Raw genomic sequence first — 25,054 nt, forward strand, 5'->3', positions numbered from 1 at the left:
CTTTATCCAGGCAAATTTTCATGGCATAAATGATTAAATTCAAAAAAAACTCGTAATCCGCAAATACTCTAATTTTTGCTGCGGAACCTCGTTTGCGGACTACGAATTCGTTTGACCTTTTCGTGTGCGGGCACCCTGTTAGTTCCTACCTTAATCTGCTTTTGAGAAGGACAAAGCGTTGGTTACAGTTTTCGAGACGCAGGAGCCGTCCACCATGCCAACCCATAATTTTGAGTCGGCTGATTCACCTGTTCGTGAAACACAACCCGAATTTTATAGCGCCCGGTTTTTGGAACTTGCTGAAAGATATGCTCCACATTATCAATCTTGCTAACAGACGACCAGATACTTTGTTTCACATCAGTTGCTTCAGCTTTCATTAAATATAAATCGAGATTGTTAAGCCCGCGATCGCTAAAACTTTCCCCCACGTCATACGCACCATTTTTGTTTTTATCATTGAGTTCAACCAAGCGATCCCACGTCAGCGTTACCGATACATAACTTCCCTGTTGAAGCGGCTGCTCTAGAACATAATCCTGATGGTTTTGGGGAGACGCAAGACCTGGCAGTGCCTTAAATTTGCTGACTTTGCCATAGTTCCATGCGATCGCAGGCACAGGCTGAGAAGAATTCCATTCTCCTGGGCTAAACTGCTGATAGGCACGAAAAGCATTGAGTTGTCCGGCTCCCATCTGAATATTGAGGGGAATCTTAGGATTTTTGAAAGCATCAGATTCAAGCCATGTCCGATTGCTTTTCTCGAAAATAGTGCGTGTCATGCCCAGCGCTAGCCCATTGCCGCTATCTTTGATTTTGTCAGCCGAATTAATTAAAACTGCTTTCATCACTTCATGGCGTCGGGCGTCGGTTGTCCAGGGCAAAGCGCACCCCTCACCCCGTTTGCAGCTTAAACGGAGATTGCGATCGCCAAATTCTTGCAACAGCGCTACCGTTCCTGTCACATGAGGAGCCGCAAAGCTTGACCCGATTTGATTTAGCTCGTCTCCCTTTAAACTTGCGACTGCAATTTTAGTTCCAGGAGCAGCAAGCGAAACTGATCGGCGTCCTCCCAAGCTTGTTTCAACTCCATCATTACGTTTGAAAATGCTAGGAGCAACATCGCCGATATTAGAAAAATCAATTTTTGAAAACAGATCATTTACCTGGCGAGTAAACGAAATTGTCATGCCATTGTAGTTATCTGTTGGAATGGGAATACCACCTTTCCCTTGATTACCTGCAATCACATAAAGTACATCATGAACTCTAGCAGACCAGTCAACGCATTGAGTCAGCAGCGCATTGCCATCTAGCTTGGCATTTGGGCGCGGATCTTGCTGCAACGCCTCTCCAAAGCTAAAGTTAATTGCTCGTACATCGCCCCCATTTTGCATCGCCACATGCTCGGCAGAGCGGCATTCTTCTGCCTGCCCACCCCGTTGAGGAGTCGCCGCCGCCGAAGAATAAAGTTTGGCACTCGGAGCCACGCCTCGCACTGCTTTGCTGTCCCCCACCATGACACTTGCCACCTGTGCAGCATGGGTATCTAAATTTGTGTTCGTCTTAGCAGGCTGATCTCGGTAGAATGCACGAGCCAACGACACCACCCGATTTCGGCTCGCGGCTTTATCTACGCCAAACTGCCCCGGTCGCCCAATCTCAACTTGCCCGATCGCAATCTTTCGACCCGTCAATCCGTAAGGTGGATACTGCAACCTCAGCGCATCAATCCCTTTTTGCGCGATCGACGAGTTTTGCACCAGCACGCCATAGACCGGAACCGCACCCAAAACCGCTCCTCCAATCCCAACTCCAAGCCAAAATCCTCTCACCGTCTTCATTCCCCATCGTCATAACACTCTCTATTCTCACCCCAACACTCCATGCCTAGCCTCCAAACCTCAAATTAGGTACTTTTTCCTAAAGTTTCCTCAAATTCCTGCTAATTTATGAGAGAAAAGATTCACAATTTGTTAAACTAAGCACAACTTTTGCAACCCAAGGGGACTAGTCACCATGCCTCAATCGTCGTCCACAAAGCCGATCGTCGTTGCGCCATCCATTTTGTCTGCCGATTTTAGCCGCTTAGGAGAAGAGATCCGCGCGATTGATGCCGCCGGAGCAGATTGGATTCATGTTGATGTGATGGATGGTCGCTTTGTCCCCAATATTACGATTGGACCGTTGATCGTGGAAGCCATTCGCCCTGTCACTCAAAAGCCGCTAGACGTTCACCTGATGATCGTTGAGCCAGAAAAGTATGTCGCTGATTTTGCGAAAGCAGGCGCAGATCACATCTATGTCCACGCCGAACACAATGCCTCACCCCATCTACACCGCACCCTCGGACAAATTAAAGAATGTGGGAAAAAGGCGGGTGTGGTGCTGAATCCGGGTAGTCCCCTAGAACTGATCGACTATGTTCTTGAACTGTGCGATCTCGTGCTGATCATGAGCGTCAACCCCGGATTTGGCGGACAGAGCTTTATTCCAGGGGTGCTGCCCAAGATTCGCAAATTGCGTCAGATGTGCGATGAGCGCGGTCTCGATCCATGGATTGAGGTTGATGGAGGCTTAAAGGGGAACAACACTTGGCAAGTGATCGAAGCAGGAGCCAATGCGATCGTAGCTGGGTCAGCCGTGTTTAACGCGCCAGACTATGCCACTGCGATCGAAGGAATTCGCAATAGCAAGCGCCCCACGCAAGAGTTAGCAGCAGTTTAAGTACGGGAAATACAGAAGCTACGTAACTCGCTGCACCACTCAAAAGCACTTAAGAACGGACTGTCGATTGATAGTCCGTTTTTTTGGTTTTATTTCTCAATATTAAGGGCGATATAATACGTATTTACTTATCTAGACGAATATCAAAATGTTACCTTATAGCAAACACTTATAGCAAACAATAGTAGATGTATAGCAAACAATAGTAGATGACTACGCCTCTATTGTTTGACCACTTTTTGGGGGCGAGTAATGGCGTCAAAGAGCGAGCTTCAAACTACTTTGAAGGAAAAATATGGAGTTAATAAAAATATCAGCCAAGAATTGAACCAAGAAGAATGCGAGCGGTTACTTGTTCTTCTCAGTAGAGACCAAGGTTTGATAAAACTTGTTACATCTTTTTCTCAAAAAAATTCTAGCTTAGGTAGAAACAATGCTAACTTCGGGAGAATGCGAAGTGATGCAGAACGTAAACTGGAATCTCTCAAAGCACAGTATCACGAGCTAGAAGCCTCTATTCAAACATTAGAAACTTCTAAACTAGCCCTTGAAGATAAGAAAAGGCGTTTAGAACAGGAAAGAGAAGCTCTTGAAACTGATACAAAAAAACTGTCTTCTGAAAATATTGCACTCGCTTTTAAGGTGGAGGCTTTAACGTCTCAAAATGATGAATTATTTGATGCAAATGAGCAGCTTAAAAAAGATAATAAGGACTTGAAAAACATAGTTGACGCTATCAGATTTAGGCTAGCTAGGGATACAAAAGCACTGTTGCAGTATGAAGATAATGAGCTTCGTAAAGCGCTAATTCGGTTGTTTAGATGGACTTTAGGGTAGGAAATTGGGCTTGATGGCTACTCAAAAAACTAAAGCTAGAACATGGGATGGCATGGGTTATCGCCAAGTCCAGCGCGCTAACTCAGACAGCCGAGCGAAGTTACCGAAAAAACAGCAAATATGGTTAAAAAGCAATGGATATCGAAATACCGGCTGGGACAATATTATTAGTCTTTATAAAAAAATTGAGGAGTTTCTAAAAGATTCTTCAGATGATTTAACCCTTGAGGAACTATTTTTGCAAGCCGATCGTATTGGAAATAAATACCTTACAAATCAAGAAGTCGAAGACTTTAATCAGAAGCTATCGAAAGAGGTTAGTGAAGTTAGTGAAATAATTGATGCACAGTTTCCTGACACTGAAGTAGAAGTAATTGATTTTACAGATAAATCTGCGAATAAAGCTCGAAGAAAAGGCAGCCAAAAATCTTATAAAACGATCAAACTTTAGAGAGAATTATTGTGGACGTTGACGGCAAAGACCTAAAAGACCTATTCAAATTTGCAGATTATATCGGTAAGAAACGCTATAACAGGCTCACGATCCGCGATTTTGAAGACTACAGAAAATTTGAAGACTGGCGCTATATTAACGGCAAGTATGAATGCGGAACAACTCAAGAAAGCAGAGATTGGGTCAGAGATCATTCAGACTCACACTGCCCGATCTGCAACGAATATTACTCTCGTAGAGATGGAAAGACCGTAGATCACAAACTTCCACGATCGCAGTACCCTTGGCTCTCAATGGAATTTAAAAACCTGTGGGTCATTTGCTCTTGGTGTAACAAAGAGAAAGGCGAGATGCACTGGTATGAGTATGAACACTATATGTTTCTGCATCACTCTGATCTCTACCTGACGGTAAAAGCTGCCCGACCGACCGAGTTACTACGATCGCTACGGCGCAAACTTCCCTAAAATCTTAGGTCGCGATCGCGCCTGAGAGACATGCAATTCAATCCTCTTTAGTATTGGAAAGCATTACAGGCTTCAACTTTCGAGAGCGAACCCACACTATGCCACCTGTAGTTGCAAGAAACAGTGCCAGAGCTAACGTGCTAGAAGGTTCGGGAACCGCACGACCGCAGAAATCACCTTGTTTTGGAGCCTGCACACAGGCAACTGTATTCGCGCGTTGCACGATTTTCAGGGTAGTGGGTCGGTAAAATGTGCGGGAATAGCTCCCTCCAACTTCTGCTACCACCGATTCTTCAAGCCCTCCAATGTTGGTGCGGGTGAGGTTAGGCAATAAGGCAAGATTGGTTCCGCCAGCGTTGATCCGGAGTCGATCGCCTCCTCCTGGTGTATTCAGCTTGCCGAATAGGTTGATATTGACTGAATCTAAAAGGGTTTCCACTCCATCGGTAAGGTCGTATAGCGCTAGCGACAGCGAACCCTTCGCCTTTGCCAGTTCCAATTCTGGATTGTCAATCTCGGTGTCTAACGCCAACAGAGCCGCAAAATCAAAGCTAAAGATCGCAGGCGATGATTCATCTGCGGCAAAAAATAGGTCTTCTACTCTAATCGATTGGCGAGCCGAGGCTTGAAAATCTGTCCCATCGCCAAGCACAAGGCTGGTTGCATCAATTGTTGTTTTAAAGAACTCGGTTGAAGTTGGAGAAGAAATTTGACCCTCGATCAGAGTCTGCACCCCGGAGAACGCAAGGCTAGCAGCCTTAGCAGGGGATGTTGCGATCGCAAAACAAGCCGTGACTGACCCAACTGCCAGCAGCCAAGGCTGACAAATTTTAGAGTTTAATTTCATGCAGGCTACTCCCAACCTTCATCAAGGTTGTATGGCTGTATTCAATGAATATCAATAGTTTAAAGAGTTTGAAGCTTAATTCTGGCGACTACTCGGTACACCACCCTGAAAAACTGCGGCTAAGGGGCTTATTGAGTTTGCACTGGAGGTGAACACGCTCTGTCTTAGGCAAGACTGCGCCCGTAGCATGACACAGCAGATAGAATCACAGTTGAGATTTCTGTATGTAACTGGTAGTGCTACACAGATAATAAACAAACTCTGGGAAAGCTTAAGTAAATAAACTGAGATTTTACAAAAAAAATATATAAATTGAACCATTCTTTATCCGTAGAATTTAGGACGGGACAACCACCCTACAGTCCTCCCTTGGCATGATGTAACACCTGTCCTTCAACGCCTATTTCTTAATACAGAACATGAGAGGTTTTAGAAAGGTACATCATGGCAAATCTTTTAGAAACAGCAGATCAGACCGGATCATTCAGTACATTCTTGAAAGCGGTAAACCAGTCTGATCTTGCCTCTACCCTCAACGGAGAAGGTCCTCTAACGTTGCTTATTCCTACTGATGACGCCTTTGCCAAACTGCCTGAAGGAACGCTAGAAGCCTTGCTGAACGATGAGACTAAGCTGAAACGAGTGCTGATGTATCACGTTGTGTTTGGGGATGTGCGATCGCAAGACCTCGCCGAAATTGATGAAGCGCCAACCGCCGAAGGCTCTGTGATTGCCGTCGATCGCTCAAACGGTATAACCGTAAACGCTACCCGCGTGTTGGAAACCGATCTGCTTGCGGATAATGGTGTGATTCACAGCATCGATGGCGTGTTGATGCCTGCGATCGTGGCAGGTCATTGAGCAACCTTCAAAATTAAATGGTACGACTGCGAACAAATTGTTATCCTAGATTCCTCTCAGACACACGTTTAGAAGGAATAGGGCATTGAATACAGTTGCCACATTGAACCCCCAAGCACGACGAAATTTGGGGGTTCTTTTTACGGCGGGGCTTTTATTTTGGTCGAGTTTGGCAAGTTTGCTGCCAACGTTGCCGCCCTATATTAAGTCGATTGGTGCCGCAGACGATCTGCTTGGCGTTGTTATGGGATCGTTTGCGGTGGGGCTGTTGATCGTTCGTCCTAGCTTGGGGCGAATGGCAGATACGCGGGGGCGCAAAGGAGTGCTGCTACTTGGGATTAGTGTGGCAGCGATCGCACCGGTCTGCCATCTGCTCACTCAGTCAATTCCGGTGCTCATTTTAGTGCGAATGTTCCATGGGGTCAGCATTGCTGCCTTCACAACAGCGTACAGTTCTCTCGTGGTAGACCTTGCCCCGCCTCATAAACGAGGTGAACTCATTGGCTACATGAGCTTGGTAAATCCCATTGGCATGGCGGTCGGTCCGGCAATGGGAGGGTTTCTCCAAGCTTGGCAGGGATTTGCTCCGGTGTTCTTCTTGGCATCAGGAATCGGCATGATGAGTTTGGTCTGTGCATCGCAGGTCACGCCGCCGCCGCTCCAACCGCAGCCCCCGATAGAGCAACACGGAGACCAGAGGTTTTGGCGATTGTTGCTGAGCGATCGCATCCGCATTCCAACAATGACGATGCTGTTGGTTGGCATCGCCTTTGGTGCGATCGCAACATTTGTGCCGCTTTACATTGCCGAAGCTCAGGTTAATTTAAACGCCGGATTGTTTTATACGGCGGCGGCAATCACGAGTTTTGCAACGCGATTTCTCGCAGGAAAAGCCAGCGATCGCTACGGGCGGGGACGATTCATCACCCTCGGGCTTCTGTGTTACGGGGTCTCTATGCTGGTGTTGTGGCAAGCTCGAACGGCTCAAGGATTTCTGATTGCGGGGCTGATCGAGGGCATTGGCGGCGGCACTTTTTTGCCGATTATGATTGCTCTGGTTGCCGATCGCTGCCAACCGCACGAGAGAGGACGGATTTTCGGGCTGTTTATCGGCGGATTTGATTTGGGAATTGCGATTGCAGGTCCGCTCTTAGGCTCGGTTGCAAAATCAATTGGCTATCGTGGTTTATATGGCGTTGCTTCGGGTGTTGCTTTTGCTGCTTTGCTCATATTCATCACGCTTTCTAGTAAAAGTGTGTCCCACTCCGTTAAATTCGCCTTGGGATATGGAAAAGATCCCTACGCCATTCCCAGAGACAGTCCGATTACTCAAGTCGGATAATTCATACCTTCTCAACCGGCATTCGCAATTTGCGACAGGTAGAGGTGCTCGTTTTGGGGATTTCACCCATGGTGGATCTTTCCATTGGGCATAATCGCCCCCGATAGTTTCGCTCCCGTCATTTTTACCATTACTCGATCGTCGAACCCTACTTTTGCCCCGCGCAAGTTTGCCCCGCGCAAGTCTGCCCCACTCAAATCGGCTCCAATCAAATTCGCGTCCTGCAAATCGGCTCCACACAAATTCGCTTCTAACAAATTCGCCCGAAATAGATTTGCCCGTTGCAACTTTGCGCCTTCTAAGTTGACCTTATGCATGAAAGCGTCACTCAGATTCGCGTTCGTTAAATCAGCACGACTGAGGTTATAACCAGATAAGTCTTTTTCTTGAAGATCTCGTCCGCTCAGATCTGCCCCAGTACAATCGCGCTCTTGAGGGCGAGAAGGGGTTTTCGGCATTTGGTGATACTCTGCCCGATAATGAGACTGCCGATAGTAGTTTGACTGAGACGACGGATCTCCCTGCTGAGCCGCTTGGCTTTGGGGCGGTTTGTGATACTCCGAGCGATACTGCGACTGTGAATAATAATCTTGGTAGTTTTGCGACTGCTGCGCCGTTTGCCTGTTGGCTGTCTGTCCATTGGTCTTCTGACCATGTTGAGAAGATTGCCCATGGCTAGACTGCTCGTTTTGAGGTGGCTGCCGGTTATACGACTGGTGACGGTGATAATAGTGAGATTGATAGTAGGTCTGCCGAGGTTCACTCTTGGTCGGTTCTTGCGATCGCGCCGTTTGGGGCTGAGGCGTTGGGTTGCGATTAGCGCTTGTCACACCTTTGGAAGAACCCTGCTTTCGCAACACATCACGAGCGTGGTTGAGTTCCTTAATTTTGGCTTCTGCTTTTTGCACCAAGCGCGGATTATCCTTCGGCACACGGTCAGGATGCCAAACAAATACCAGATCTTTATACGCCTGGTTTACTTCCTCCCAGGGTGCATCGGGTTCAAGACCCAACACTTGATAACACCGTTCTAGTTCTCCCATCTACTTCACCATCCGACTAGCCCGAAGTTTACAAGAACTGTGCACTCGCTTACCATGCCCCCTCGTGAAGTAGCCATCGCGCGTTTGATCTAGTCTAGTCGCAACTCTTGCCTCCTGTGTCTATGTACAGACTGATTTAATCTCATTAACCCAAGGATTAGCAAATTTAATGGCAACCCCCCTTTAGATTCCAATAAAAAAGGGACGGCAACCGTCCCCAAGGGTGTCTAACCAGATAACAGGTTTAGCGGAAAAGATTAAAGATACCAAATACGCTTCCCAGAGGGTTAAGAACGGTTCCCAAAACTCCACCCAGGGTGGCTAAGCCATTTTTTCCAACCACGATCGTATCGTTATTCCGCAATGCTGGATTATTGGCAGAATTAATGCCTTGCTTAAAGTCAACGGCGAGTTGACGCCGATCCACCGTTCCGTTGGGCTGGAGTCGTAGAAACTCAACGCGGCTTTTCCGAGAACTGGTGACAAACCCGCCTGCTGCCAAGATTGCCTGATTCATTGGCGTGTTGGGCGGCACCTGAATCTGACCGGGTTTACCCACTTCACCCACTACGTTGACCGTGATTGAGTCGGGTGAGAAACTGGCACGAGATACCGTTGCGGCATCTTCCGGGGAGAGGGCTACCGCCGTTGGGATCACGATGCGATCGCCCTGCTGCAAGCGCACATCTTGCTTTGCATCCCCCGCTTTCAGCAGATTCATCAAGTTCACCTTAATGCTCTGTTCAGAGCCGTCTCGTGCCGTTCGCTTCACCTCAATGTCACGGATATCAGCCCGTTCGGTGATGCCTCCAGCAATCTGAATTGCCCGCGTAACAGTCGGCGCTTTTACCTTTGCCGCTACTGCCGTTTGTCCATTTGCCGCAGCATCTCCCACCGGAACCTGTTCGCCAACGACACTATGAGGACCAGGACGGTTGACTTCTCCAGCCACAATAATGTCGATCGGTTCATTATTGCTAGACTCTAGCGTTGTGCCTGCAAAATCGTTGCCCATCGCCGTGGTTGCCGCAGCAGCAGGCACAAGAATGCTATCTCCATCGCGCAGTTGAATATCTTGGCTCAAGTCGCCCGACTTCAACAGCGCTTGCAGGTTGACCGTGATCGGCGTTGTGCCAGCGTTGGTTCCAGGCAAACGGCGCAGAATCTGAACTCTCTGAATATCGGCGCTTTGGGTTAATCCGCCTGCCAGTTGCAGCATTTTTGTTAGGGTTGGCGCTCCGGCTTCCGCAAGGGATGTAGCGTAGGCTCCTGGGCGAGTCACTTCGCCCGAAACGGCAATCTGTACTGGACGAGAACTCATTAAACTTACCGTCACCACTGGGCGAGTCAGCCATTCTTGGTAGCGAGACTCGATCGCGCTGGATGCCTGACGCAGGGTTAAGCCTCCGACTCGCACCGATCCAGCCAGGGGCAAATTGAGTGAGCCATCAGCCAGCACCTGATATTCGCCACTATATTCAGGCACACCGAATACGTCTAGTTTGATCTTGTCTCCAGCACCTAGCAGATAGCTTTGATCCACCACTGGCGCGCTGGCTGGCGCAGAGATTGGGGCAGGTATATTGCTAGGCGGTAAGGCTCCGCTTCCTGGAGGAGCCGTCTGCGCGATCGCGGGGGCAGCAACCCCAGTTAACCCAAGCACCATTGCCACCATCCACGACCCTGAAAATTTTGCTGTCGAACCTTTTAAGCTGACCTTTCTAACGGCTGATAGTTCAATCATGTTGTAATCACTCTTCTTCTAAGCGCATAGAGCTTGAGTCAGGTCTTTGATGCCCCGAACCAAACCTCTGTGTAGTCGCATCCTTGTAAACGGCTAGGGTTTCTTGATGCACCCGGTCGATCTTGAGCCACTCTAAGTTTTTTTGAGCCGCCTGTTTCCAGCATTCTAACTGAGTAGGACTGTTCAGCAAGCTAGAAAGTGCCATAGAAAGAGCCGATACATCTTTCGGGGGCACTAAAAGCCCTGCTTTGCCGCCCTCCAGTGCTTCGGGTGTGCCATCTACTTCAGAAGCAACGATCGCACATCCAGCTTCTCGCGCTTCAGACAAGACCAATCCAAATGGTTCTCGACTAGATGCCAAAACAAAAATATCTGTTGAGAGCAAATAGCGCTGAGGCTCTGGCTGGAAACCCTCGAAATGAATGCGGTCTGCACAGAAGGCAATTGCAGCCTGCCGCTCAAACACCGCCCGATCCGCACCATCTCCTACCAAATATAAATGAGCATCTGGATTGGCGTCAGCTATCTGCACAAAGGCTTCAATTAACTCGGCGATGCCTTTACGGTAGAACATACCTGCTACAGTCGTGATGGCAGGGCGCTTTAGGGGCATTGGCTCGGTTTCACTCAAGGCAGGCTGACGAGGCGTTCCTATAGTGCCATTTGATACTACGCGAATTTTTTGCTGAGGCACCCTGCGCCGACTGATAGATTCGGCAACGGGCAGACTAACGGCAATCAAGCGATCGGCAAGCCCCATTAAGATCGAGGCACGGGCATACTCGTTATGCAGCGTAGAGACAAGAGCGTAGCCTTTTCCTTCAAACTTACAAACATAGGCAATGACGGCTCCGGTCATCATGTGGACATGAACAACATCTGGCTTAAATTGCTCAATGATGCGGCGAAAGTTGAGTATTGCTTTGAATATTTGAATTGGGTTTCGGCGCTGATCTAAGTAAAAATGCTGAACTCTATACTGCTTCATTAGAGCTTCATATTCGCCCCCTCTGGAGGCAACAGCAACCGTTAGCCCTGCCTGAGACTGGGTGCAGACGAGATCAACCGCCACATTGATGATGCCATTGCCAATTTTTCGACAGTCATTAAGAACATGTAGAATTCGCATTAGGTATCCTGCAATATTTGATGGATAATATCAACGTATTGTTTGATCACGCGATCGCTGGAAAATGCTAACGATCGAGCCTTCAAAAGTTCAGCCTGGGCGGGGTGATCTAATGTCTTAATAATTGCAGATGCCATCGCCTCCGGATCTGCGATCGCGACTAATGTGCCATAGTTGCCGTTCTCTAGAATCTCTGCTGGCCCACTTGGGCAATCTGTTGAAACAATAGATGTACCTGCCGCCATCGCCTCAGCAACTACGTTTCCAAACCCCTCATATTTAGAAGAAAGCGCAAATACAGCCGCTTTTGCCATGTAAGCATAAGGATTGTCTACAAATCCAGGCAGGGCAACATCGTCTTCGAGGCTTAAATTTTGAATCAGCTTCTCTAAGTCTGAGCGATCGCTGCCTTCCCCCAAAATCATCAGCCGTGCAGGGCGCTGCTGTCGGACTTGCTGAAAGGCACGCACCAACGTGAAAAAATCTTTCTGAGCGACTAATCGCCCCACCCCTAAGATAACGGGTGGTTCTCCTGGGGAAAACCAGGGATGCTCTATCGGCTCTTGGATTTTTTGAAGAACGGCAGGAGTGATCACCGGGTTGTAAACCACTCGAATTTGCTCTACCGGCACGGCGATCAGGTGAGCCAAATCTTCGGCGGTTCCGTGGGATGCTGCAATTAGCCCATTGGCTTTGGGATAGAGCCAACGCACCATCTGAGCACGAATCGGAGCGATCGTATAGCGCTGGTCATCCTGAAATTGACCTGATAAAAAAGTCTGGATGCACATGACCACTCGTGTTGATACACGGGTTGATCCATGAGGTTGCGAGTTAGCCCACCACTTAGCCCATAGCGCTGAGCCAACCAGGTCTAAAGCCGAAAAAATAATGGCGGGGTTTTCATGCTGCAAATAGCGCCGCAATGCAATTGTTTTCGAGAGGACAAGGGGAAATTTGGAGCGAAGATCGACAATTCGTACAGCAGAGGGAACAAGATCTAAATAGTCTCCCTCTGCTTTTACTAAGACTAGATCAATCTTAAATCCATGTTGGCATAGACCTTCAGCTAGATGGAGCATGGCGCGTTCCGCCCCGCCGCCACTTAAATTAGGTAGAAATATACCAATAGATAGATCTGTCACAACTCTGACCTCAAGCCCTTCTGTCCCCCCGCTTCTAGAGCATGGCTTGAGGTGCTGCTGATGTCCATCTCCCTTTAGCGAGACCACATATCTCATGATCGTAAGTCTTTACCCTGCCATTTGAAGTAGTCCGATAGAGCTATATTTTTGGAGAAGGAAGAATTTATTCGTAAGAGGAGGAAAAAACCTTCGATTTCAGCAAAGCCGTGCTCTGTTGGTTAATAGTCTCTAGGTCAAATCGGCGGCGAGCCTCACTCTGAGCATACTGAGCGATCGCATTTGCCTGAGTGTGGTTTTGCTGACAACCTGCGATCGCATCTGCTAACATCTGCGGATCTCCTGGCTCTACTAGCCAACCTGTCCTCTCTGGCTCAACTAATTCCAATGCCCCCCCTGCTTTTGCCGCAATCACTGGGGTTCCACACAGCATTGCTTCTACAATCACCCGCCCAAACGGTTCGGCAGCCGTGGAGGTGTGAGTTACGATGTCGCACATTTGCATCAGGGGAATGACATCAGAGCGAAAGCCTAAAAATTGGACGCGATCGCCAAGTTCTAATCGCTCAACCTGCTCGTGCAACTGCTGCACGTAGGCTTGCTCACCAAAAAGGGCATCCCCTACAAAAATAGCTGTCACGTCTGCTGAGCAACGGCTAAGAGCATCTAACAGCACATGCTGACCTTTCCATGGAGAAAGCCGACTGAAATGCCCAATCACAAATTTTCCCTCCAATCCTAAAGTAAATCGAAGGGATTTAGCTCTATCACGATTCTCCTGATATTGTGAAAGTTGAAAGCCGTTGTATACAACATACACCTTCTCGCGCTGCCCGCCCGCTTCCAAAAATGCTGCCTTACTTGCTTCAGAATTAGCAATAACCAATGCAGCACGGTTTGCTAGGGTCACTGCTAGGCGCTGGTTGGTTAAGCTGAAATGCTCTAGAGAAAGGATATCGTGCAGGTGGTAAATCAGAGGACGCCGACTCAAAAAGCTAGCGATCGCACCTACCACTAGTGCCTTTTGTGTGTTCGCATAAATCGCATCATACTGGCGACTCAGCCGCACCACTCTAGCGCTCAGAGGCAACAGTTGCCTGACGCTTTTGACGCCAGCCAGCCAACTGCTTTCCTTACGAACTGAGATTGGTGTTTGGCTCAGTACCTGAACTGGTATATGGCTATCTTCTAGCAACTGCCGGAACGTACCATCCTCGAATAGGGCCACTAAAGAGCGATCGCGACAGCAGGCAGCAACGTCAAGCAAGCATAGTTCTGCACCCCCGACTCTGCCACTCTGGTCGAGAAAAAGAATTTTCACAAGAACTACAGCACTAAACAGATTTCCAGTTGATGGGGCTAGCAAAGCCTCAAACTTTCAAGACCTAGCCTTCTATAGATTCTAGCCAGTTGTAAATTCGATCTAGCTGGTCTAAAGTGATCAGCCCATACTGCCATAAAATCATGGGTAGAGGTCCTGGGTTCTGTTCACGGTATCTCAAAGCAAGAGAAATCGATGCCGTAGATAGCGCAAGCTCATCGTGTAAAAAGCAAATAAATCTAGAGTGTTTTGCAAGTGCCATTGTCACATCCATACAGTGAGATACATTATTGGCAAACAAACTTAGCTATAAGCAAGAGAATGGTTCAGTCTTTGATCTGGACTATGTACTTGACTGAATAAAACCAATCTGAGATCGCAGGAGCGGACTGGAAACAGAAGGATAGCGTCAGCAATTTGAAGATCAAATCAAGTTAAACAATAGGATTTTTAGCAAACTTGTTGATTTCAGCCACCAGTCCTACACCCACGCAAATGTACTAATTTAGACGTCGCTTTTAAGGAAACCCACTTAAGGTGATAAGGATAATCGCCAGCTATAAATCGAACCTCTATCTATAGAGCGATTGCCCGGAGGTATTTCTTAAGGCACGTAACGAAATTTGAGTGTCAAGGTATCTAAAAGAACATTCATCAAGCGATCGCACTGTCAAAACCAACCTGAGTCGCTTCAGATTGTAGCAAAATTCCTTAAAAAATTAACAATTTAGCAAATCGCGGTGCTAACTGAGCCATCCGCGCAATAGGCATGGAGTGTTAATACCAGTCTTAATTTCTTTGGGCTTCATTCACGCTGAAAAATTCTACTGGGATGCGATCGCCAACCTTTAGTTTTAGTTCGGCAGCCCGCCCCCCTGCCAACTCAATCACTTGGTCAATGTTTCCCATCCGAGGACCATAGGTAGGGCAAGGAGCCGCTTGACAAGGAGGCACGTCATTCGCGATATATTTCACTACACCCTGATGCAAAAACACCATATCCAGGTTGATCAGCGTATTCTTCATCCAAAATTGCGTTGGACGCGCCGGCTCGAAGATGAATAGCATGCCGCGATTTGCCGCTAGACTGGTTCGATTCATTAATCCAATTTCTTGCTCTCGGGCAGTTCTCGCAACTTCTAGACTAATGGGCTGCCCCTCAATTTGAATTTGTGCTGTGATGGGTAACATTTGCCCTAAAGCGGTGCTTGCTTCTGCAACAGCAACCGAATCGGACGGCTGGGATGCCTGAAATAGCGTGCATCCCACTAGTAGTAAACTTAGCCCCAGCCCAACGAACCCGATTTGATACCCTAATTTATTTTGAAACTTAGTCCTCAATAACTTAGTCCTCAATTTAGTCTGACGCACTCGTAGCACCTTAACCCTTTATGACTCTCTTAAAACATATCCCACGCCGCGCACAGTTTGAATAAGTCGCTTCTCGCCCTCATCCTCAATTTTCAACCGCAAATACCGGACGTATACTTCTATAACGTTTGACTCACCCACAAAGTCATAACCCCACACATTCTCTAAAATCTGTTCACGGGTTAGCACCTCGCGGGGATGCTCCATCAAATATTTAAGCAGTTCAAATTCTTTCATCGTCAGGTCGATTGCCCGTCCATTACGTAAGGCGCGGCGGGTGGCAAGATCTAACGCCAAATCACCAAATCTCAATTGCTCGGCGCTGGGCGTATCAGGCTTGAGATAAAGCTGAACGAGCTTGAGAAATTCGTCACTGCGATAGGGCTTCAGAAAATAGTCATCGGCTCCTGCTTCTAGACACGCGACGCGATCGTCAACCGCATCGCGTGCCATCAAAAGCAACACAGGCGCACGCGCACCAGAACTGCGGAAATCTTGACAAAATGATAATCCTGATTCTCCTATTGTCAATAAGCGATCGACGACGACTAAGGCAGGGCTTCGTTCGAGAGCTTGCCGTAATCCTGAAAAGGCGTCGTGAACCACGATCGTGTCATATCCAGACTCTTTGAGGTCAAGGCTGACATGCTGCGCCAGTGCCTCGTCGGTTTCGACGATCAGGACACAAGGTGTAGATTCGAGAGAGATAGTGCTCATACGACAAACCGGAAAATCACAACAGGATCTATCTCGGTTAATTCTAAGTATGAAGTAGGTTTTATCAGATTAGTTCCGAGCGATCGCTGCTTTTGTTGTAGCACGCATCCCCAAACCCGAATTGAAATTAACGGATTGCCTTTAGATTCAAGGGTTCCTAATAGCCTCGATCAGAGGGTTTTGCAATGTGAGGCAATCCCCAACCCAGTTTTTCTCGAAGAATGTGAAAAAACTCGTGGGGACGGAGCCGAACAAATCGAACCGGGTAAGGAGATTTTTCAATGCAGACGTGATCATCGGGCAAGACATAGCAGCCTGCATTGCCGTCAGCCGTCAAAATCAAACGATTTGGCGTTGCGGGAAATAGGGTCACGGGCTGATCGTTGGCAAAGACGAGCGAGCGAGATGCCAACGAATGGGGGCAAATCGGCACCAAAATGATGACCGGTACGCCGGGCGTAATGACTGGACCGCCTGCCGATAGTGAATAAGCTGTTGAGCCTGTTGGGGTTGACAGAATTAGCCCATCTGCTGCAATGTCTACGCGAGTATGGTTTCCAACTTCAACTTCAAAATGACACATGCTTGTCAGCGGCTCTCGATGAAGCACCATCTCATTTAGGCAGAGCGCTTCCCAGAGCATGGTGCCCTGCCGAAGAATCTGTACTCTGAGCATGGTTCGTTCTTCAATTTCATAGTTGTTGCTGATCAGACATTCGATCGCTTCAGGCAGCTTATCGAGCAGAATTTCGGTTAGAAATCCCATGTGCCCGGTGTTGACCGCGAGGAGCGGAATGTTGCAAAAAGCCACCTGGCGACAGGCAGAAAGCACCGTGCCATCTCCCCCCAATACGATCGCAAACTTCATATCTGCATCAAATCCAGGAGGCATCAATCGATCGATCGGCGTGTGACACACCGGACTCTCTGGCGTCGCATAGCCCAAGATGCCTCCTGCTCCAGTTGCTAAGACGACCTCCCACCCACGACCCCGAAATTCATCGTCTAGCTCTTGAGCAACCTGACAAGCGATCGGTTTGTCATCGTTGTAAATAATGCCAACCTTAGACGAGCGCATACTAAATTGTAGTAAGAGAAAAGATGAACGCTTTGTCGTTGATGAATAAAATGATCAGTTACTTAACGATCAATTTAAAGAAACAGATTAAGGCTGCAAAAGTTGTTCATCCTTCTGCCTAGCTATATTTCCTAAAATCGAGGATACGTCTTTTTCTTCTTTTTCTCCTGCTTTTTCTTGGCTTCTGCTTGGGCAAATTCAACTTCTTTCAGCTTTTTCATAATTCGGCTGAAGTAATCCTGCATGTAGGATTCCAGCGTTGTCATGTCCTTGCGATCGAGACCAAAGGTTTCATACACATCATCCATCGATGCATTCAGCGACTTCCCGGTTGCAACGACCTCAGTAAAGGCAAGACGATCGGCTACATTCAATGTCCACTGGAAAAACCGTGCTACTCGTTGGATGCCACGCAATACCCCAATTGGCATTCGGGAAACCTTTGCTTCTCTGCCAGAGAGGCGCTCACACAGTTGAATGATTTCTTCGGCTCCCCAGGCACGAGATCCCACAACCGGGAAGGCTTTACCTTCGGTCTCAGGCACCTTAAGAGCACGAACCGCAAATTTGGCGATATCGATCGTATCCATGTAGGCAATAGGGGCAGTGTCACCCATAACCCAGACCGACTGATTCTCTAAAATGGGAATCGCGTACTGACCGATCAACCCTTGCAAAAAGCCACAAGGGCGCAAAATCGTATACTTTAGCCCTGACTGTGCCAAAAATTTTTCGGTACAGGCTTTGATGTCCATCAAGGGGACGTTGGGAAATTTTTCGGCATCCAAAATTGAGAAGAAGATATAGCGATCGATTCCTGCTGTTTTTGCTGCTTGAATCAGATTTACCTTGCCGTCCCAATCTACTTGCCGAATAGTGAGCGAGTCGGTGGCTCGTGCGGTGGCAGCATCGATCACGGCTGTCACACCCTCCAGCACCTTTGGCAACGAATCAGGGGTACACAAATTTCCCGTCACCAACTCTGCGCCCCATTCCTTCAAGAATGTTGCTTTTCTGGGATTACGAACTAAACAGCGAACTTCGTATCCCTCGTCTAGGGCACGACGAGTCACCTGTCTGCCAAGAGTGCCAGTGGCACCCACAATCAATACGCTCATGAGCAATTCGTGACAAATTGTAAACTTTTCGTTAAATTCTATCAGAAATCTCAACCCAAGTTAGCCTATTTTTTTATTAAGGATGAGATTTGTAATAACTGCTGTTTCTTCTAACTGTAGCGTCAGTTCGGCAGAGTCACCCTTTGCCTACACCCCTGAGCTTTGTCATTCAGCCTTTTCTAGGGAGTCAGAGGCGGGAGGATAAGAACCAAACTCATGTTACTAAACGAACTTTGGTAACCCAGCAAGTCTAAGAATGGTGGAAAAATTAAACACTGCTAAGGTGATTGGCATAAAACGTTAGAAATGGGCAGTTAGCACGTCTAGATGTAAGCGTGCGCTACGCTGAAGACAGTGTTGATACCTACGCTGTGTAATGCTTAAACAGCCTACACAGCACCATTGCCAGTATTGTTTGTTATGCCGCACTCCAATTCACTTTCTGCCCAACCTTCTGATGCAATTCCTCAGCCTCGGCTAGAGCAGTTAAATTGTACTGTTCAGCACCCAGTTGATCTAAACAATGTCCGCCACTTGCAGCAAAAAATACTCGATACAGAAAAGGCGCAACGAATGGCAGAGTTTTTCAGCCTACTGGGTGATGCGAATCGGTTGAGAATTTTGTCTATGTTGGCAATTCAGGAGTTGTGCGTTTGCGACCTTGCGCTGGCAGTAGGCATGAGCGAGTCTGCGGTCTCCCATCAGCTTCGAGCGCTACGGGCAATGCGACTAGTGGAATACCGCAAGCAAGGACGCAATGTTTTTTATTCACTTAAAGATCATCATGTGTTCAACCTCTATCGCGAAGTGGCGGAACACTTGGATGAAGAAGATTAGATATTAGAAAAAGGGAAAAGCAGACCTCTAGAGAGCAGTTTCCCCTTGCTCTGGTTACTTATTCCTCGCCGCCTTGGAGTTTGAGTAGCAAGAAGCCCAGGGACAGACCGACCAGAATGAGGCTAAACGCTAAAAATGCGGTGTTAAAAATCTCTCCAGCCATTGTTTGAGGTCTCCAAATATAGATGTGAATTGAGTGTATGCTAGACAACCTGACTGAAGCAGCCTGACGTATGGACAGTGTGCTTGTCTAGAAACTAGAGTTCTTTCATAAAGTATTCTAAAGCAGTTCTCATCCTAATTTGAATAACGTTTGCGATCGCGGCGATTTTACACAGCTTGCGTGCAAGCTCCACACTAGAGAAAGGCAGAGAAAGGCAGCTTTTTTACACGTTTTAAGTCTGAATTTATGAATCGTGCTCGTTTAATCATTACGCTTGGAGATCCGGCTGGGATAGGTGCGGAAGTTGTTTTGAAAGCACTGGCTGATCCGACGATCGCAGCAAGGGCAGACGTTACGATTTCTGGAAGTTCCGCTTATTTGCAAGCCACTTACGATCGCTTAAAACCCATTTGCGACGCCCTAGCCCATCCCTGCCAATTTAAGGTTTTAGACGCAGAGATACACAACCCAGTCACGCTTGGCATTGGAAATGCTAATAGCGGTGATGCGAGTTTTCGATGGTTAGAGGGCGCGATCGCGCAGACGTTGCATGGAAAGTTTGATAGCGTGGTAACAGCGCCCATAGCAAAGTCAGCTTGGAAAGCCGCCGGGCATTGTTATCCTGGGCAGACTGAGTTTTTAGCAGAACGAGCAGGGGTGAGTCGGTTTGGAATGCTATTTGTTGCTCAATCTCCTTATACAGGATGGATGCTCCGAACGTTGTTAGCCACAACTCATATTCCGCTTCGTCATGTTGCGGATACCCTCACTCCAGAACTGCTTACTCTCAAGTTGGAACTTCTTCTAGAGTGCTTACAGCATGACTTTGAGATTGCTCAGCCTCGGATCGCGATCGCGGGTCTTAATCCCCATAGTGGTGAGCAAGGGCAACTTGGGCGAGAGGAGTGGGATTGGATGAGTGCTTGGCTAGAGGCGATGCGGCAGCGCTTTCCTCAAGCGGTATTAGAGGGGCTTTTACCGCCTGATACGCTTTGGGTAAAGCCTGGGCAAGCCTGGTTTGGTACAGGTTCGGTAGAGGCTGCTCACGATGGGTATCTTGCGCTCTACCACGATCAAGGGTTAATTCCAGTCAAGCTCATGGCATTCGATCGCGCTGTCAATACTTCAGTTGGTTTGCCCTTTGTTCGTACCTCTCCCGACCACGGCACCGCTTTTGATATTGCAGGTCAAGGCGTAGCTGATGCAACCAGCATGAAGGCTGCCATACACCTAGCGATCAAGTTTGCCGAGCAAGGGCAAGCGGCTTCTACAAGCGTAATTTCGCTGAGGTCGTGAATTGTGAAACTCGTTGTTGTCCGCGATGCCATTTAAGCCGGCTGTAAGACAGGTTAGATAAGGTTTTCGCGCTACTACCCAAGGAGGAGGTTATGTCAGAACATCTTGACTTTAAAGAGGCTGCTTAATTGATTTTCTCAGCTAATCGGCTGACAATAGAAAATAGAATTCCGTATACCTCACTACCAAATATTTCACTACCAAACGTTCCACCTCAAAACTAAAATTAAGCTGATTTTTGCCCAAGTTGTGTTTCTGGTTCGGCTGCCATTTTTGGGTTCAGGCTTATATACCTCATTTTCTACACTTAAATCTTTGAGACAAGAAGGTGCCTTATGCTTCAGACTGCACAGTATTCGCTTAGCTTGATTCAAGACGAAGTGCGCCAATTGGTTGACCAAGGAGCCGTTAGCCGGTATCAGCCTATCTACACGCTTTGCAAGCATATTCCGGTTCGCGAATGGGTTCATTTTGAAGGCGAATTAGAGTGCTATGGGTTTCTCTTACGCGATCGCATTGGGGATCTGGTGGGTCATGAATCGTGGGAAAACGATTGATTGGCTTGAGCGTGTGAGTTCTGAAAGCTGTGGAACGAAAAGCTCCAAGACCCTCAGAACTCATGGTTTTCGAGAATAGGTTTAGACGATTCCAGTGAACACTTTTTCAGCAGACCCCGTCATATAGACTCGGTTGTTGGTTCCCCACTCGATGGCAAGCAGCCCACCAGGAAGCTCGACGGTGGCTTTACGATCGCACTGATCGGTTAGCACCCCTGCAACCAGCGCAGCGCACGCTCCTGTTCCGCACGCCAAGGTGATCCCCGCTCCGCGCTCCCAGACTCGCATTTTGAGGTAGTCTCGTCGTACCACCTGAATAAATTCTGTGTTGGTGCGTTGCGGAAATGCACTATGATGCTCAAACTGCGGACCAAGGTGGTCGAGGGCGATCGCAGCTACATTTTCTACAAAGGTGATGCAGTGGGGGTTTCCCATGCTCACACAGGTCACACTCCACGAGTTGCCCGCCACATCAAGCGGCTGATTCACCACTTTTTGGTCAGCCGCCGCGATCGTTGTTGGAATGTCCCCTGCCAAGAGACGTGGCTCACCCATATCCACTGTGACATGACCGTTTTCTTCAAGCTTTGGCGTCATAACGCCTGCCAGCGTATGAATTTGGTACTGCGCTCTTGATGCACCTGCATCAGCAATTTCCAGATCTGCTAGAAACCGCCCCAAGCAGCGAATGCCATTGCCACACATTTCGGGTTCAGAACCATCGGAGTTGAAAATTCGCATTGTGTAGTCGGTTTGGTTTTGACCAGGAAGTGCGAAGATTACGCCATTTGCCCCGATTCCGAAGTGGCGATCGCACAATTTTATGGCTTGTGCTGGCGTTAGGAGCGGCTCTGATGAGGCTCGGTTGTCAATCAGAATAAAGTCGTTGCCGAGTCCGTGATATTTGGTAAATTCGAGAGTCATGGGTCTTTTAGGCGTAAAGGTTAGGCTCAGATGTGCAGAGTTTTGAGGATTGAGGCACTCTATAAACGTTAGAGAGGTTGATGAAGGACTTTAATTATGGCTCTTGAACTGGATACTGGATTGCCCAGCACCCGCCAAATCCAAACAATGATTCGTGAAGAAAAAGATGTCGAGATGAAACTGACGACGGGTGATGTGGTGGCGGGTAAAGTGCGTTGGCAGGATAGCCAGTGTGTGTGTTTGATTGATCCTGAGGATCAGCCGATGATTGTGTGGCGGCAAGCGATCGCATTCATTAGACCGAAATTGTAGAAGATTTGTGATGATTCGCGATCGCACTGAATCCATTACTAATTTGGATGATCAAATAATAAAATAGCCATAGAGACGTGCCGGGGCGCGTCTCTACCTTTGGTAATGACCCCCTCAGAAGCCCTGTTATTCATTACCGAGATCCTCTGCCGTTGCATAGTCCAATGTTCCATTCAAGCTAACCGTTGGAACTAACACCGAACGATCAGAAGACGCGTTTAACGCAGTTTCTGGGTTGCTATGCTCAGCGCTAATCGCTTGGCTAGCCTGGGTCAAAGAATGAAACCCACCACACAGCAGTAGCCGATCCCCAACTTGAACATCAACCTGGCGATCTGGAAATCGCAGAAACTTCCCTTCTCGCCGAACCGCCTGCACACGAATGCTGTACTGATCTAATAAATCTAGATCTGCTAATGTCTTTCCCGCGATCGGGCTTTCGAGCGGAACTTCTAACCACTGGCACGACGCATTAAAGGCAGGAACCGCCGCTTCGCCCTTTGCCAGTTCATCAAAGACAGCCACTTCGTCAGGCTCTCCCACAATTAACAAGCGATCGCCTTGTTCTAGGGTGGCTTGAGCGTCGGGGTAGTCAATTTCTAGTCCTCCTGCCCGCCGAATCGCCATTAATGTTACCCCTGTGAGCCGCCGCATATCCGTTTCTTCTAAAGTCATGCCTGTTAACGGAGACAAATCGGGAAGCGCATACCAGCGACTGTTCATCTCCTTGGTTGCAGCCTTCAAGTCTCGCAAGATTTCTGACGAGGGGCGATCGGGGCGTAGCTCAAGATAGTGAGAGTTCCGAACTTGCTGCACCTCTCGCTGAACGGCCGATGGCGTCAGCCCAACCCCTTTGAGCAGATGGGCTGACAGTTCTAAACTGGCTTCAAACTCAGGTTGCACAACTTCTTTTGCACCCAATTGGTAGAGCAGTTCGATATCTTTATCTCGGATTGCCCTCACAACAACATCTAACTCGGGCGCAATTTCTAGCGATCGCTTGAGACAAAGGCGCGTGCTCATCGCATCGGGTAGCGCGATCGCCATCCCTTGAGCGTGGGCAACCCCTGCTTTTTCAAGTACCTGCAAACTCACTGCATTACCGTAAACATAAGGCAGCCCCGCTTCGCGAACCTTCTGAATTTGACTTTCCGATTGATCGATCACCACCACCGGGTAGTTGCGATCTTGCAACAGCCGAACGATGTTGCGTCCAATGCGACCGTAACCGCACACCACCACATAGTTTTGAGTGGGCAACTCATCGGAAACAGCAAGGGGAATATCGGACTGATCTAAATACTTGGCTAACCACGGAATCGATTCTGCCCAGGTAAATAAGGTCGGGATCAGCCGCAGAACAAAGGGCGTCAGCACCAGCGTGACTGCTGTTGTTCCTAAAATCAGCAGGTAAACGCGGTGAGAAACGAGTCCTAACGATCGACCTTCGCTGGCTAACACAAACGAAAATTCCCCAATTTGGGCAAGACCCAATCCCGTCAGCAGCGCTGTTTTGAGCGGGTAGCGAAAAGCGCGGACGATGGGCGTCACGATCAAGAACTTACCCACAAACACCAGAGCGACTAATCCTAGAATCAGTTCCAGATTGTTCCAAAGAAATATCGGGTCGATCAGCATTCCGATTGCCGCGAAAAACAGTGCCGCGAAAATATCTCGAAGCGGCTCGACGTATGCCAGCGTTTGATCGGCATATTCGACCTCCGAAATCATTAAGCCTGCAACAAAGGCACCCATCTCGATAGAAAGACCTAAATGTTCGGTTAGAAGGGCAATCCCAAAGCAAATTGCCACAACGCCAAGTAAAAATAATTCTCGGCTTTCGGTTTTGGCTAATAGTTTTAATAAAGGTGGAATGAGCCAGATCCCCGCCGCGATCGCGCCTAGGGCAAACAATCCGGTTTGCAGCAGCGCCCATCCCACCGCCAAACCAAGTTCTTCGACCGGCTTATCGAGCGCAGGCAGCACCGCCAACATCAGCCCTAGCGCCAAATCTTGGACAACCAGCATTCCCAGCATGACCTGCCCGTGGGGTGTACTGGTCTCGTTGCGCTCCATCAAGCACTTCAGCACCACCGCCGTTGACGAGAGCGACAGAATTGCGCCCAGAAAAATCCCCTGCGGCGGCGAGGTCACCCATCCCATGGCGAGGGAAACCAAAGTCGTGATCAAGATCGTGAGGGCAATCTGCAAGCCGCCACCACCGAGACTGATCCCTTTCACTTTCCTCAATTCTGAGAACGAGAACTCGACTCCTAGGGCAAATAGGAGAAATGCAACGCCAAACTGCGCTAAAGTCTCGACCTGAATGATTTCCTTGATTAGCCCCAATCCGGTCGGACCAACGATCACGCCTGCCAGCAAATATCCTAGCAGCACGGGTTGCTTCAGCAATGCTGCCAGCAGTCCACCCCCCGCTGCCGCCGCCAGCACCAAGACGAGATCAACAATCAGCCTGAAGTCTTCTTGCACAGCTTTATTAGAAAAATTGTTACAGTCTATAAACTTTAGAATACTCAGTTTTCTTGGCGATCGGGTAACTCTTGGCGGCAAGTTTGGCGGCATCTGGGAAGCCAGCCGTAAATTATGGTCTAAATGAGTTGTATTTTTCTAAACGGGTGACGACAACGCAGGTTATATATGTTACAAGTTCTGACTCAGGGGGTTTCTGCGAATCGCTTACTCTAAATGGCTTCGCAAAATTTCACTTTGAACGAGATTTAACCGAACGTGTTGTCTGGCACTAAAA

The 25,054-nt window shown here is 48.3% G+C and carries 25 protein-coding genes; 10 read left to right on the top strand and 15 right to left on the bottom strand.

What is annotated here, in order from left to right; genetic code table 11:
- Positions 1-182: 182 nt before the first annotated feature.
- The gene (locus GS601_RS05400) at positions 183-1,844 is read right to left on the bottom strand and encodes a S8 family serine peptidase (RefSeq protein ID WP_162422256.1); all 1,662 of its coding nucleotides are present in this window, start codon (positions 1,842-1,844) and stop codon (positions 183-185) included.
- A gap of 175 nt (positions 1,845-2,019) precedes the next feature.
- Between GS601_RS05400 and rpe the strand changes: the two genes are divergently transcribed.
- The 4 genes from rpe (at position 2,020) to GS601_RS23735 (ending at position 4,485) form a co-directional block, all read left to right on the top strand.
- Positions 2,020-2,727, top strand: coding sequence for a ribulose-phosphate 3-epimerase (rpe, locus tag GS601_RS05405; RefSeq protein ID WP_162422257.1), 708 nt, complete (start codon positions 2,020-2,022; stop codon positions 2,725-2,727).
- Positions 2,728-2,979: 252 nt separating this feature from the next.
- Positions 2,980-3,564: a hypothetical protein gene (locus GS601_RS05410; RefSeq protein ID WP_162422258.1), complete on the top strand. Its 585-nt coding sequence runs from the start codon at positions 2,980-2,982 to the stop codon at positions 3,562-3,564.
- 13 nt (positions 3,565-3,577) lie between these two features.
- A complete protein-coding gene (locus tag GS601_RS05415; protein ID WP_202924903.1) occupies positions 3,578-4,015 on the top strand; it encodes a hypothetical protein in 438 nt (145 codons plus the stop codon).
- Positions 4,016-4,026: 11 nt separating this feature from the next.
- Positions 4,027-4,485 (top strand): HNH endonuclease, encoded by a 459-nt coding sequence (locus GS601_RS23735; RefSeq protein WP_162422259.1) that lies wholly within the window; start codon positions 4,027-4,029, stop codon positions 4,483-4,485.
- A 37-nt stretch (positions 4,486-4,522) separates the two neighbouring features.
- On the opposite strand, the gene GS601_RS05425 is transcribed toward GS601_RS23735, so the two are convergent.
- Positions 4,523-5,332 carry a PEP-CTERM sorting domain-containing protein gene (locus GS601_RS05425; protein ID WP_162422260.1) on the bottom strand — a complete coding sequence of 270 codons (810 nt, stop codon included), beginning with the start codon at positions 5,330-5,332 and terminating at the stop codon, positions 4,523-4,525.
- Positions 5,333-5,776: 444 nt separating this feature from the next.
- Between GS601_RS05425 and GS601_RS05430 the strand changes: the two genes are divergently transcribed.
- The gene (locus GS601_RS05430) at positions 5,777-6,193 is read left to right on the top strand and encodes a fasciclin domain-containing protein (protein ID WP_162422261.1); all 417 of its coding nucleotides are present in this window, start codon (positions 5,777-5,779) and stop codon (positions 6,191-6,193) included.
- Positions 6,194-6,278: 85 nt separating this feature from the next.
- Positions 6,279-7,535: an MFS transporter gene (locus GS601_RS05435; protein WP_162422262.1), complete on the top strand. Its 1,257-nt coding sequence runs from the start codon at positions 6,279-6,281 to the stop codon at positions 7,533-7,535.
- A gap of 62 nt (positions 7,536-7,597) precedes the next feature.
- On the opposite strand, the gene GS601_RS05440 is transcribed toward GS601_RS05435, so the two are convergent.
- The 10 genes from GS601_RS05440 to GS601_RS05485 form a co-directional block, all read right to left on the bottom strand.
- Complete coding sequence (locus GS601_RS05440) at positions 7,598-8,578, bottom strand: pentapeptide repeat-containing protein (protein ID WP_162422263.1); 981 nt, start codon at positions 8,576-8,578, stop codon at positions 7,598-7,600.
- Positions 8,579-8,822: 244 nt separating this feature from the next.
- Complete coding sequence (locus GS601_RS05445) at positions 8,823-10,322, bottom strand: polysaccharide biosynthesis/export family protein (protein ID WP_162422264.1); 1,500 nt, start codon at positions 10,320-10,322, stop codon at positions 8,823-8,825.
- A gap of 7 nt (positions 10,323-10,329) precedes the next feature.
- Positions 10,330-11,451, bottom strand: coding sequence for a glycosyltransferase family 4 protein (locus GS601_RS05450; protein ID WP_162422265.1), 1,122 nt, complete (start codon positions 11,449-11,451; stop codon positions 10,330-10,332).
- On the bottom strand, positions 11,451-12,692 hold the full coding sequence (locus GS601_RS05455) for a glycosyltransferase (RefSeq protein ID WP_162422266.1): 1,242 nt from the start codon (positions 12,690-12,692) through the stop codon (positions 11,451-11,453). Before GS601_RS05455 ends, GS601_RS05450 begins: the two co-directional genes overlap by 1 nt.
- 67 nt (positions 12,693-12,759) lie before the next feature.
- The gene (locus GS601_RS05460) at positions 12,760-13,914 is read right to left on the bottom strand and encodes a glycosyltransferase (RefSeq protein ID WP_162422267.1); all 1,155 of its coding nucleotides are present in this window, start codon (positions 13,912-13,914) and stop codon (positions 12,760-12,762) included.
- Between the two features lie 64 nt (positions 13,915-13,978).
- Complete coding sequence (locus tag GS601_RS05465) at positions 13,979-14,188, bottom strand: DUF2949 domain-containing protein (RefSeq protein WP_338016974.1); 210 nt, start codon at positions 14,186-14,188, stop codon at positions 13,979-13,981.
- 515 nt (positions 14,189-14,703) lie between these two features.
- Entirely contained in the window at positions 14,704-15,255 is a 552-nt protein-coding gene (locus GS601_RS05470) for a DUF192 domain-containing protein (RefSeq protein WP_238393101.1), read from the bottom strand.
- Positions 15,256-15,303: 48 nt separating this feature from the next.
- A complete protein-coding gene (nblR, locus tag GS601_RS05475) occupies positions 15,304-16,002 on the bottom strand; it encodes a response regulator transcription factor NblR (RefSeq protein ID WP_202924885.1) in 699 nt (232 codons plus the stop codon).
- 157 nt (positions 16,003-16,159) lie between these two features.
- Complete coding sequence (locus GS601_RS05480) at positions 16,160-17,080, bottom strand: NAD(+) kinase (RefSeq protein WP_162422269.1); 921 nt, start codon at positions 17,078-17,080, stop codon at positions 16,160-16,162.
- A 131-nt stretch (positions 17,081-17,211) separates the two neighbouring features.
- Positions 17,212-18,198, bottom strand: coding sequence for an SDR family oxidoreductase (locus tag GS601_RS05485; RefSeq protein WP_162422270.1), 987 nt, complete (start codon positions 18,196-18,198; stop codon positions 17,212-17,214).
- Positions 18,199-18,618: 420 nt separating this feature from the next.
- Here GS601_RS05485 and GS601_RS05490 point away from each other — a divergent pair, with 420 nt between their 5' ends.
- Positions 18,619-19,035: an ArsR/SmtB family transcription factor gene (locus GS601_RS05490; protein WP_162422271.1), complete on the top strand. Its 417-nt coding sequence runs from the start codon at positions 18,619-18,621 to the stop codon at positions 19,033-19,035.
- A gap of 58 nt (positions 19,036-19,093) precedes the next feature.
- Here the strand turns inward: GS601_RS05490 and petM are convergent, their stop codons facing one another.
- Positions 19,094-19,198, bottom strand: coding sequence for a cytochrome b6-f complex subunit PetM (gene petM, locus GS601_RS05495; protein ID WP_162422272.1), 105 nt, complete (start codon positions 19,196-19,198; stop codon positions 19,094-19,096).
- A 246-nt stretch (positions 19,199-19,444) separates the two neighbouring features.
- On the opposite strand from petM, the gene pdxA reads away from it, so the two are divergent.
- Together pdxA and GS601_RS05505 are read left to right on the top strand one after the other, a co-directional pair.
- Positions 19,445-20,494 (top strand): 4-hydroxythreonine-4-phosphate dehydrogenase PdxA, encoded by a 1,050-nt coding sequence (gene pdxA / locus GS601_RS05500; protein WP_162422273.1) that lies wholly within the window; start codon positions 19,445-19,447, stop codon positions 20,492-20,494.
- Positions 20,495-20,829: 335 nt separating this feature from the next.
- Entirely contained in the window at positions 20,830-21,051 is a 222-nt protein-coding gene (locus GS601_RS05505; RefSeq protein ID WP_162422274.1) for a DUF4327 family protein, read from the top strand.
- An 81-nt stretch (positions 21,052-21,132) separates the two neighbouring features.
- On the opposite strand, the gene dapF is transcribed toward GS601_RS05505, so the two are convergent.
- Positions 21,133-21,975 (bottom strand): diaminopimelate epimerase, encoded by an 843-nt coding sequence (gene dapF / locus GS601_RS05510; RefSeq protein ID WP_162422275.1) that lies wholly within the window; start codon positions 21,973-21,975, stop codon positions 21,133-21,135.
- A 96-nt stretch (positions 21,976-22,071) separates the two neighbouring features.
- Here dapF and GS601_RS05515 point away from each other — a divergent pair, with 96 nt between their 5' ends.
- On the top strand, positions 22,072-22,287 hold the full coding sequence (locus GS601_RS05515) for an Hfq-related RNA-binding protein (RefSeq protein ID WP_162422276.1): 216 nt from the start codon (positions 22,072-22,074) through the stop codon (positions 22,285-22,287).
- Between the two features lie 126 nt (positions 22,288-22,413).
- Here the strand turns inward: GS601_RS05515 and GS601_RS05520 are convergent, their stop codons facing one another.
- Positions 22,414-24,777: a cation:proton antiporter domain-containing protein gene (locus GS601_RS05520; RefSeq protein ID WP_162422277.1), complete on the bottom strand. Its 2,364-nt coding sequence runs from the start codon at positions 24,775-24,777 to the stop codon at positions 22,414-22,416.
- Positions 24,778-25,054: the final 277 nt, after the last annotated feature.

The organism is Myxacorys almedinensis A (genome assembly GCF_010091945.1).
Lineage (GTDB): Bacteria > Cyanobacteriota > Cyanobacteriia > Leptolyngbyales > Leptolyngbyaceae > Myxacorys > Myxacorys almedinensis.

Coding starts and splice junctions, on each gene's coding strand:
- GS601_RS05400 (WP_162422256.1), bottom strand. CDS start 1,844: ATGAAGACGGTGAGAGGATTTTGGCTTGGAGTTGGGATTGGAGGAGCG.
- rpe (WP_162422257.1), top strand. CDS start 2,020: ATGCCTCAATCGTCGTCCACAAAGCCGATCGTCGTTGCGCCATCCATT.
- GS601_RS05410 (WP_162422258.1), top strand. CDS start 2,980: ATGGCGTCAAAGAGCGAGCTTCAAACTACTTTGAAGGAAAAATATGGA.
- GS601_RS05415 (WP_202924903.1), top strand. CDS start 3,578: ATGGCTACTCAAAAAACTAAAGCTAGAACATGGGATGGCATGGGTTAT.
- GS601_RS05425 (WP_162422260.1), bottom strand. CDS start 5,332: ATGAAATTAAACTCTAAAATTTGTCAGCCTTGGCTGCTGGCAGTTGGG.
- GS601_RS05430 (WP_162422261.1), top strand. CDS start 5,777: ATGGCAAATCTTTTAGAAACAGCAGATCAGACCGGATCATTCAGTACA.
- GS601_RS05440 (WP_162422263.1), bottom strand. CDS start 8,578: ATGGGAGAACTAGAACGGTGTTATCAAGTGTTGGGTCTTGAACCCGAT.
- GS601_RS05445 (WP_162422264.1), bottom strand. CDS start 10,322: ATGATTGAACTATCAGCCGTTAGAAAGGTCAGCTTAAAAGGTTCGACA.
- GS601_RS05450 (WP_162422265.1), bottom strand. CDS start 11,451: ATGCGAATTCTACATGTTCTTAATGACTGTCGAAAAATTGGCAATGGC.
- GS601_RS05455 (WP_162422266.1), bottom strand. CDS start 12,692: ATGAGATATGTGGTCTCGCTAAAGGGAGATGGACATCAGCAGCACCTC.
- GS601_RS05465 (WP_338016974.1), bottom strand. CDS start 14,188: ATGGATGTGACAATGGCACTTGCAAAACACTCTAGATTTATTTGCTTT.
- nblR (WP_202924885.1), bottom strand. CDS start 16,002: ATGAGCACTATCTCTCTCGAATCTACACCTTGTGTCCTGATCGTCGAA.
- GS601_RS05480 (WP_162422269.1), bottom strand. CDS start 17,080: ATGCGCTCGTCTAAGGTTGGCATTATTTACAACGATGACAAACCGATC.
- GS601_RS05485 (WP_162422270.1), bottom strand. CDS start 18,198: ATGAGCGTATTGATTGTGGGTGCCACTGGCACTCTTGGCAGACAGGTG.
- GS601_RS05490 (WP_162422271.1), top strand. CDS start 18,619: ATGCCGCACTCCAATTCACTTTCTGCCCAACCTTCTGATGCAATTCCT.
- petM (WP_162422272.1), bottom strand. CDS start 19,198: ATGGCTGGAGAGATTTTTAACACCGCATTTTTAGCGTTTAGCCTCATT.
- pdxA (WP_162422273.1), top strand. CDS start 19,445: ATGAATCGTGCTCGTTTAATCATTACGCTTGGAGATCCGGCTGGGATA.
- GS601_RS05505 (WP_162422274.1), top strand. CDS start 20,830: ATGCTTCAGACTGCACAGTATTCGCTTAGCTTGATTCAAGACGAAGTG.
- dapF (WP_162422275.1), bottom strand. CDS start 21,975: ATGACTCTCGAATTTACCAAATATCACGGACTCGGCAACGACTTTATT.
- GS601_RS05515 (WP_162422276.1), top strand. CDS start 22,072: ATGGCTCTTGAACTGGATACTGGATTGCCCAGCACCCGCCAAATCCAA.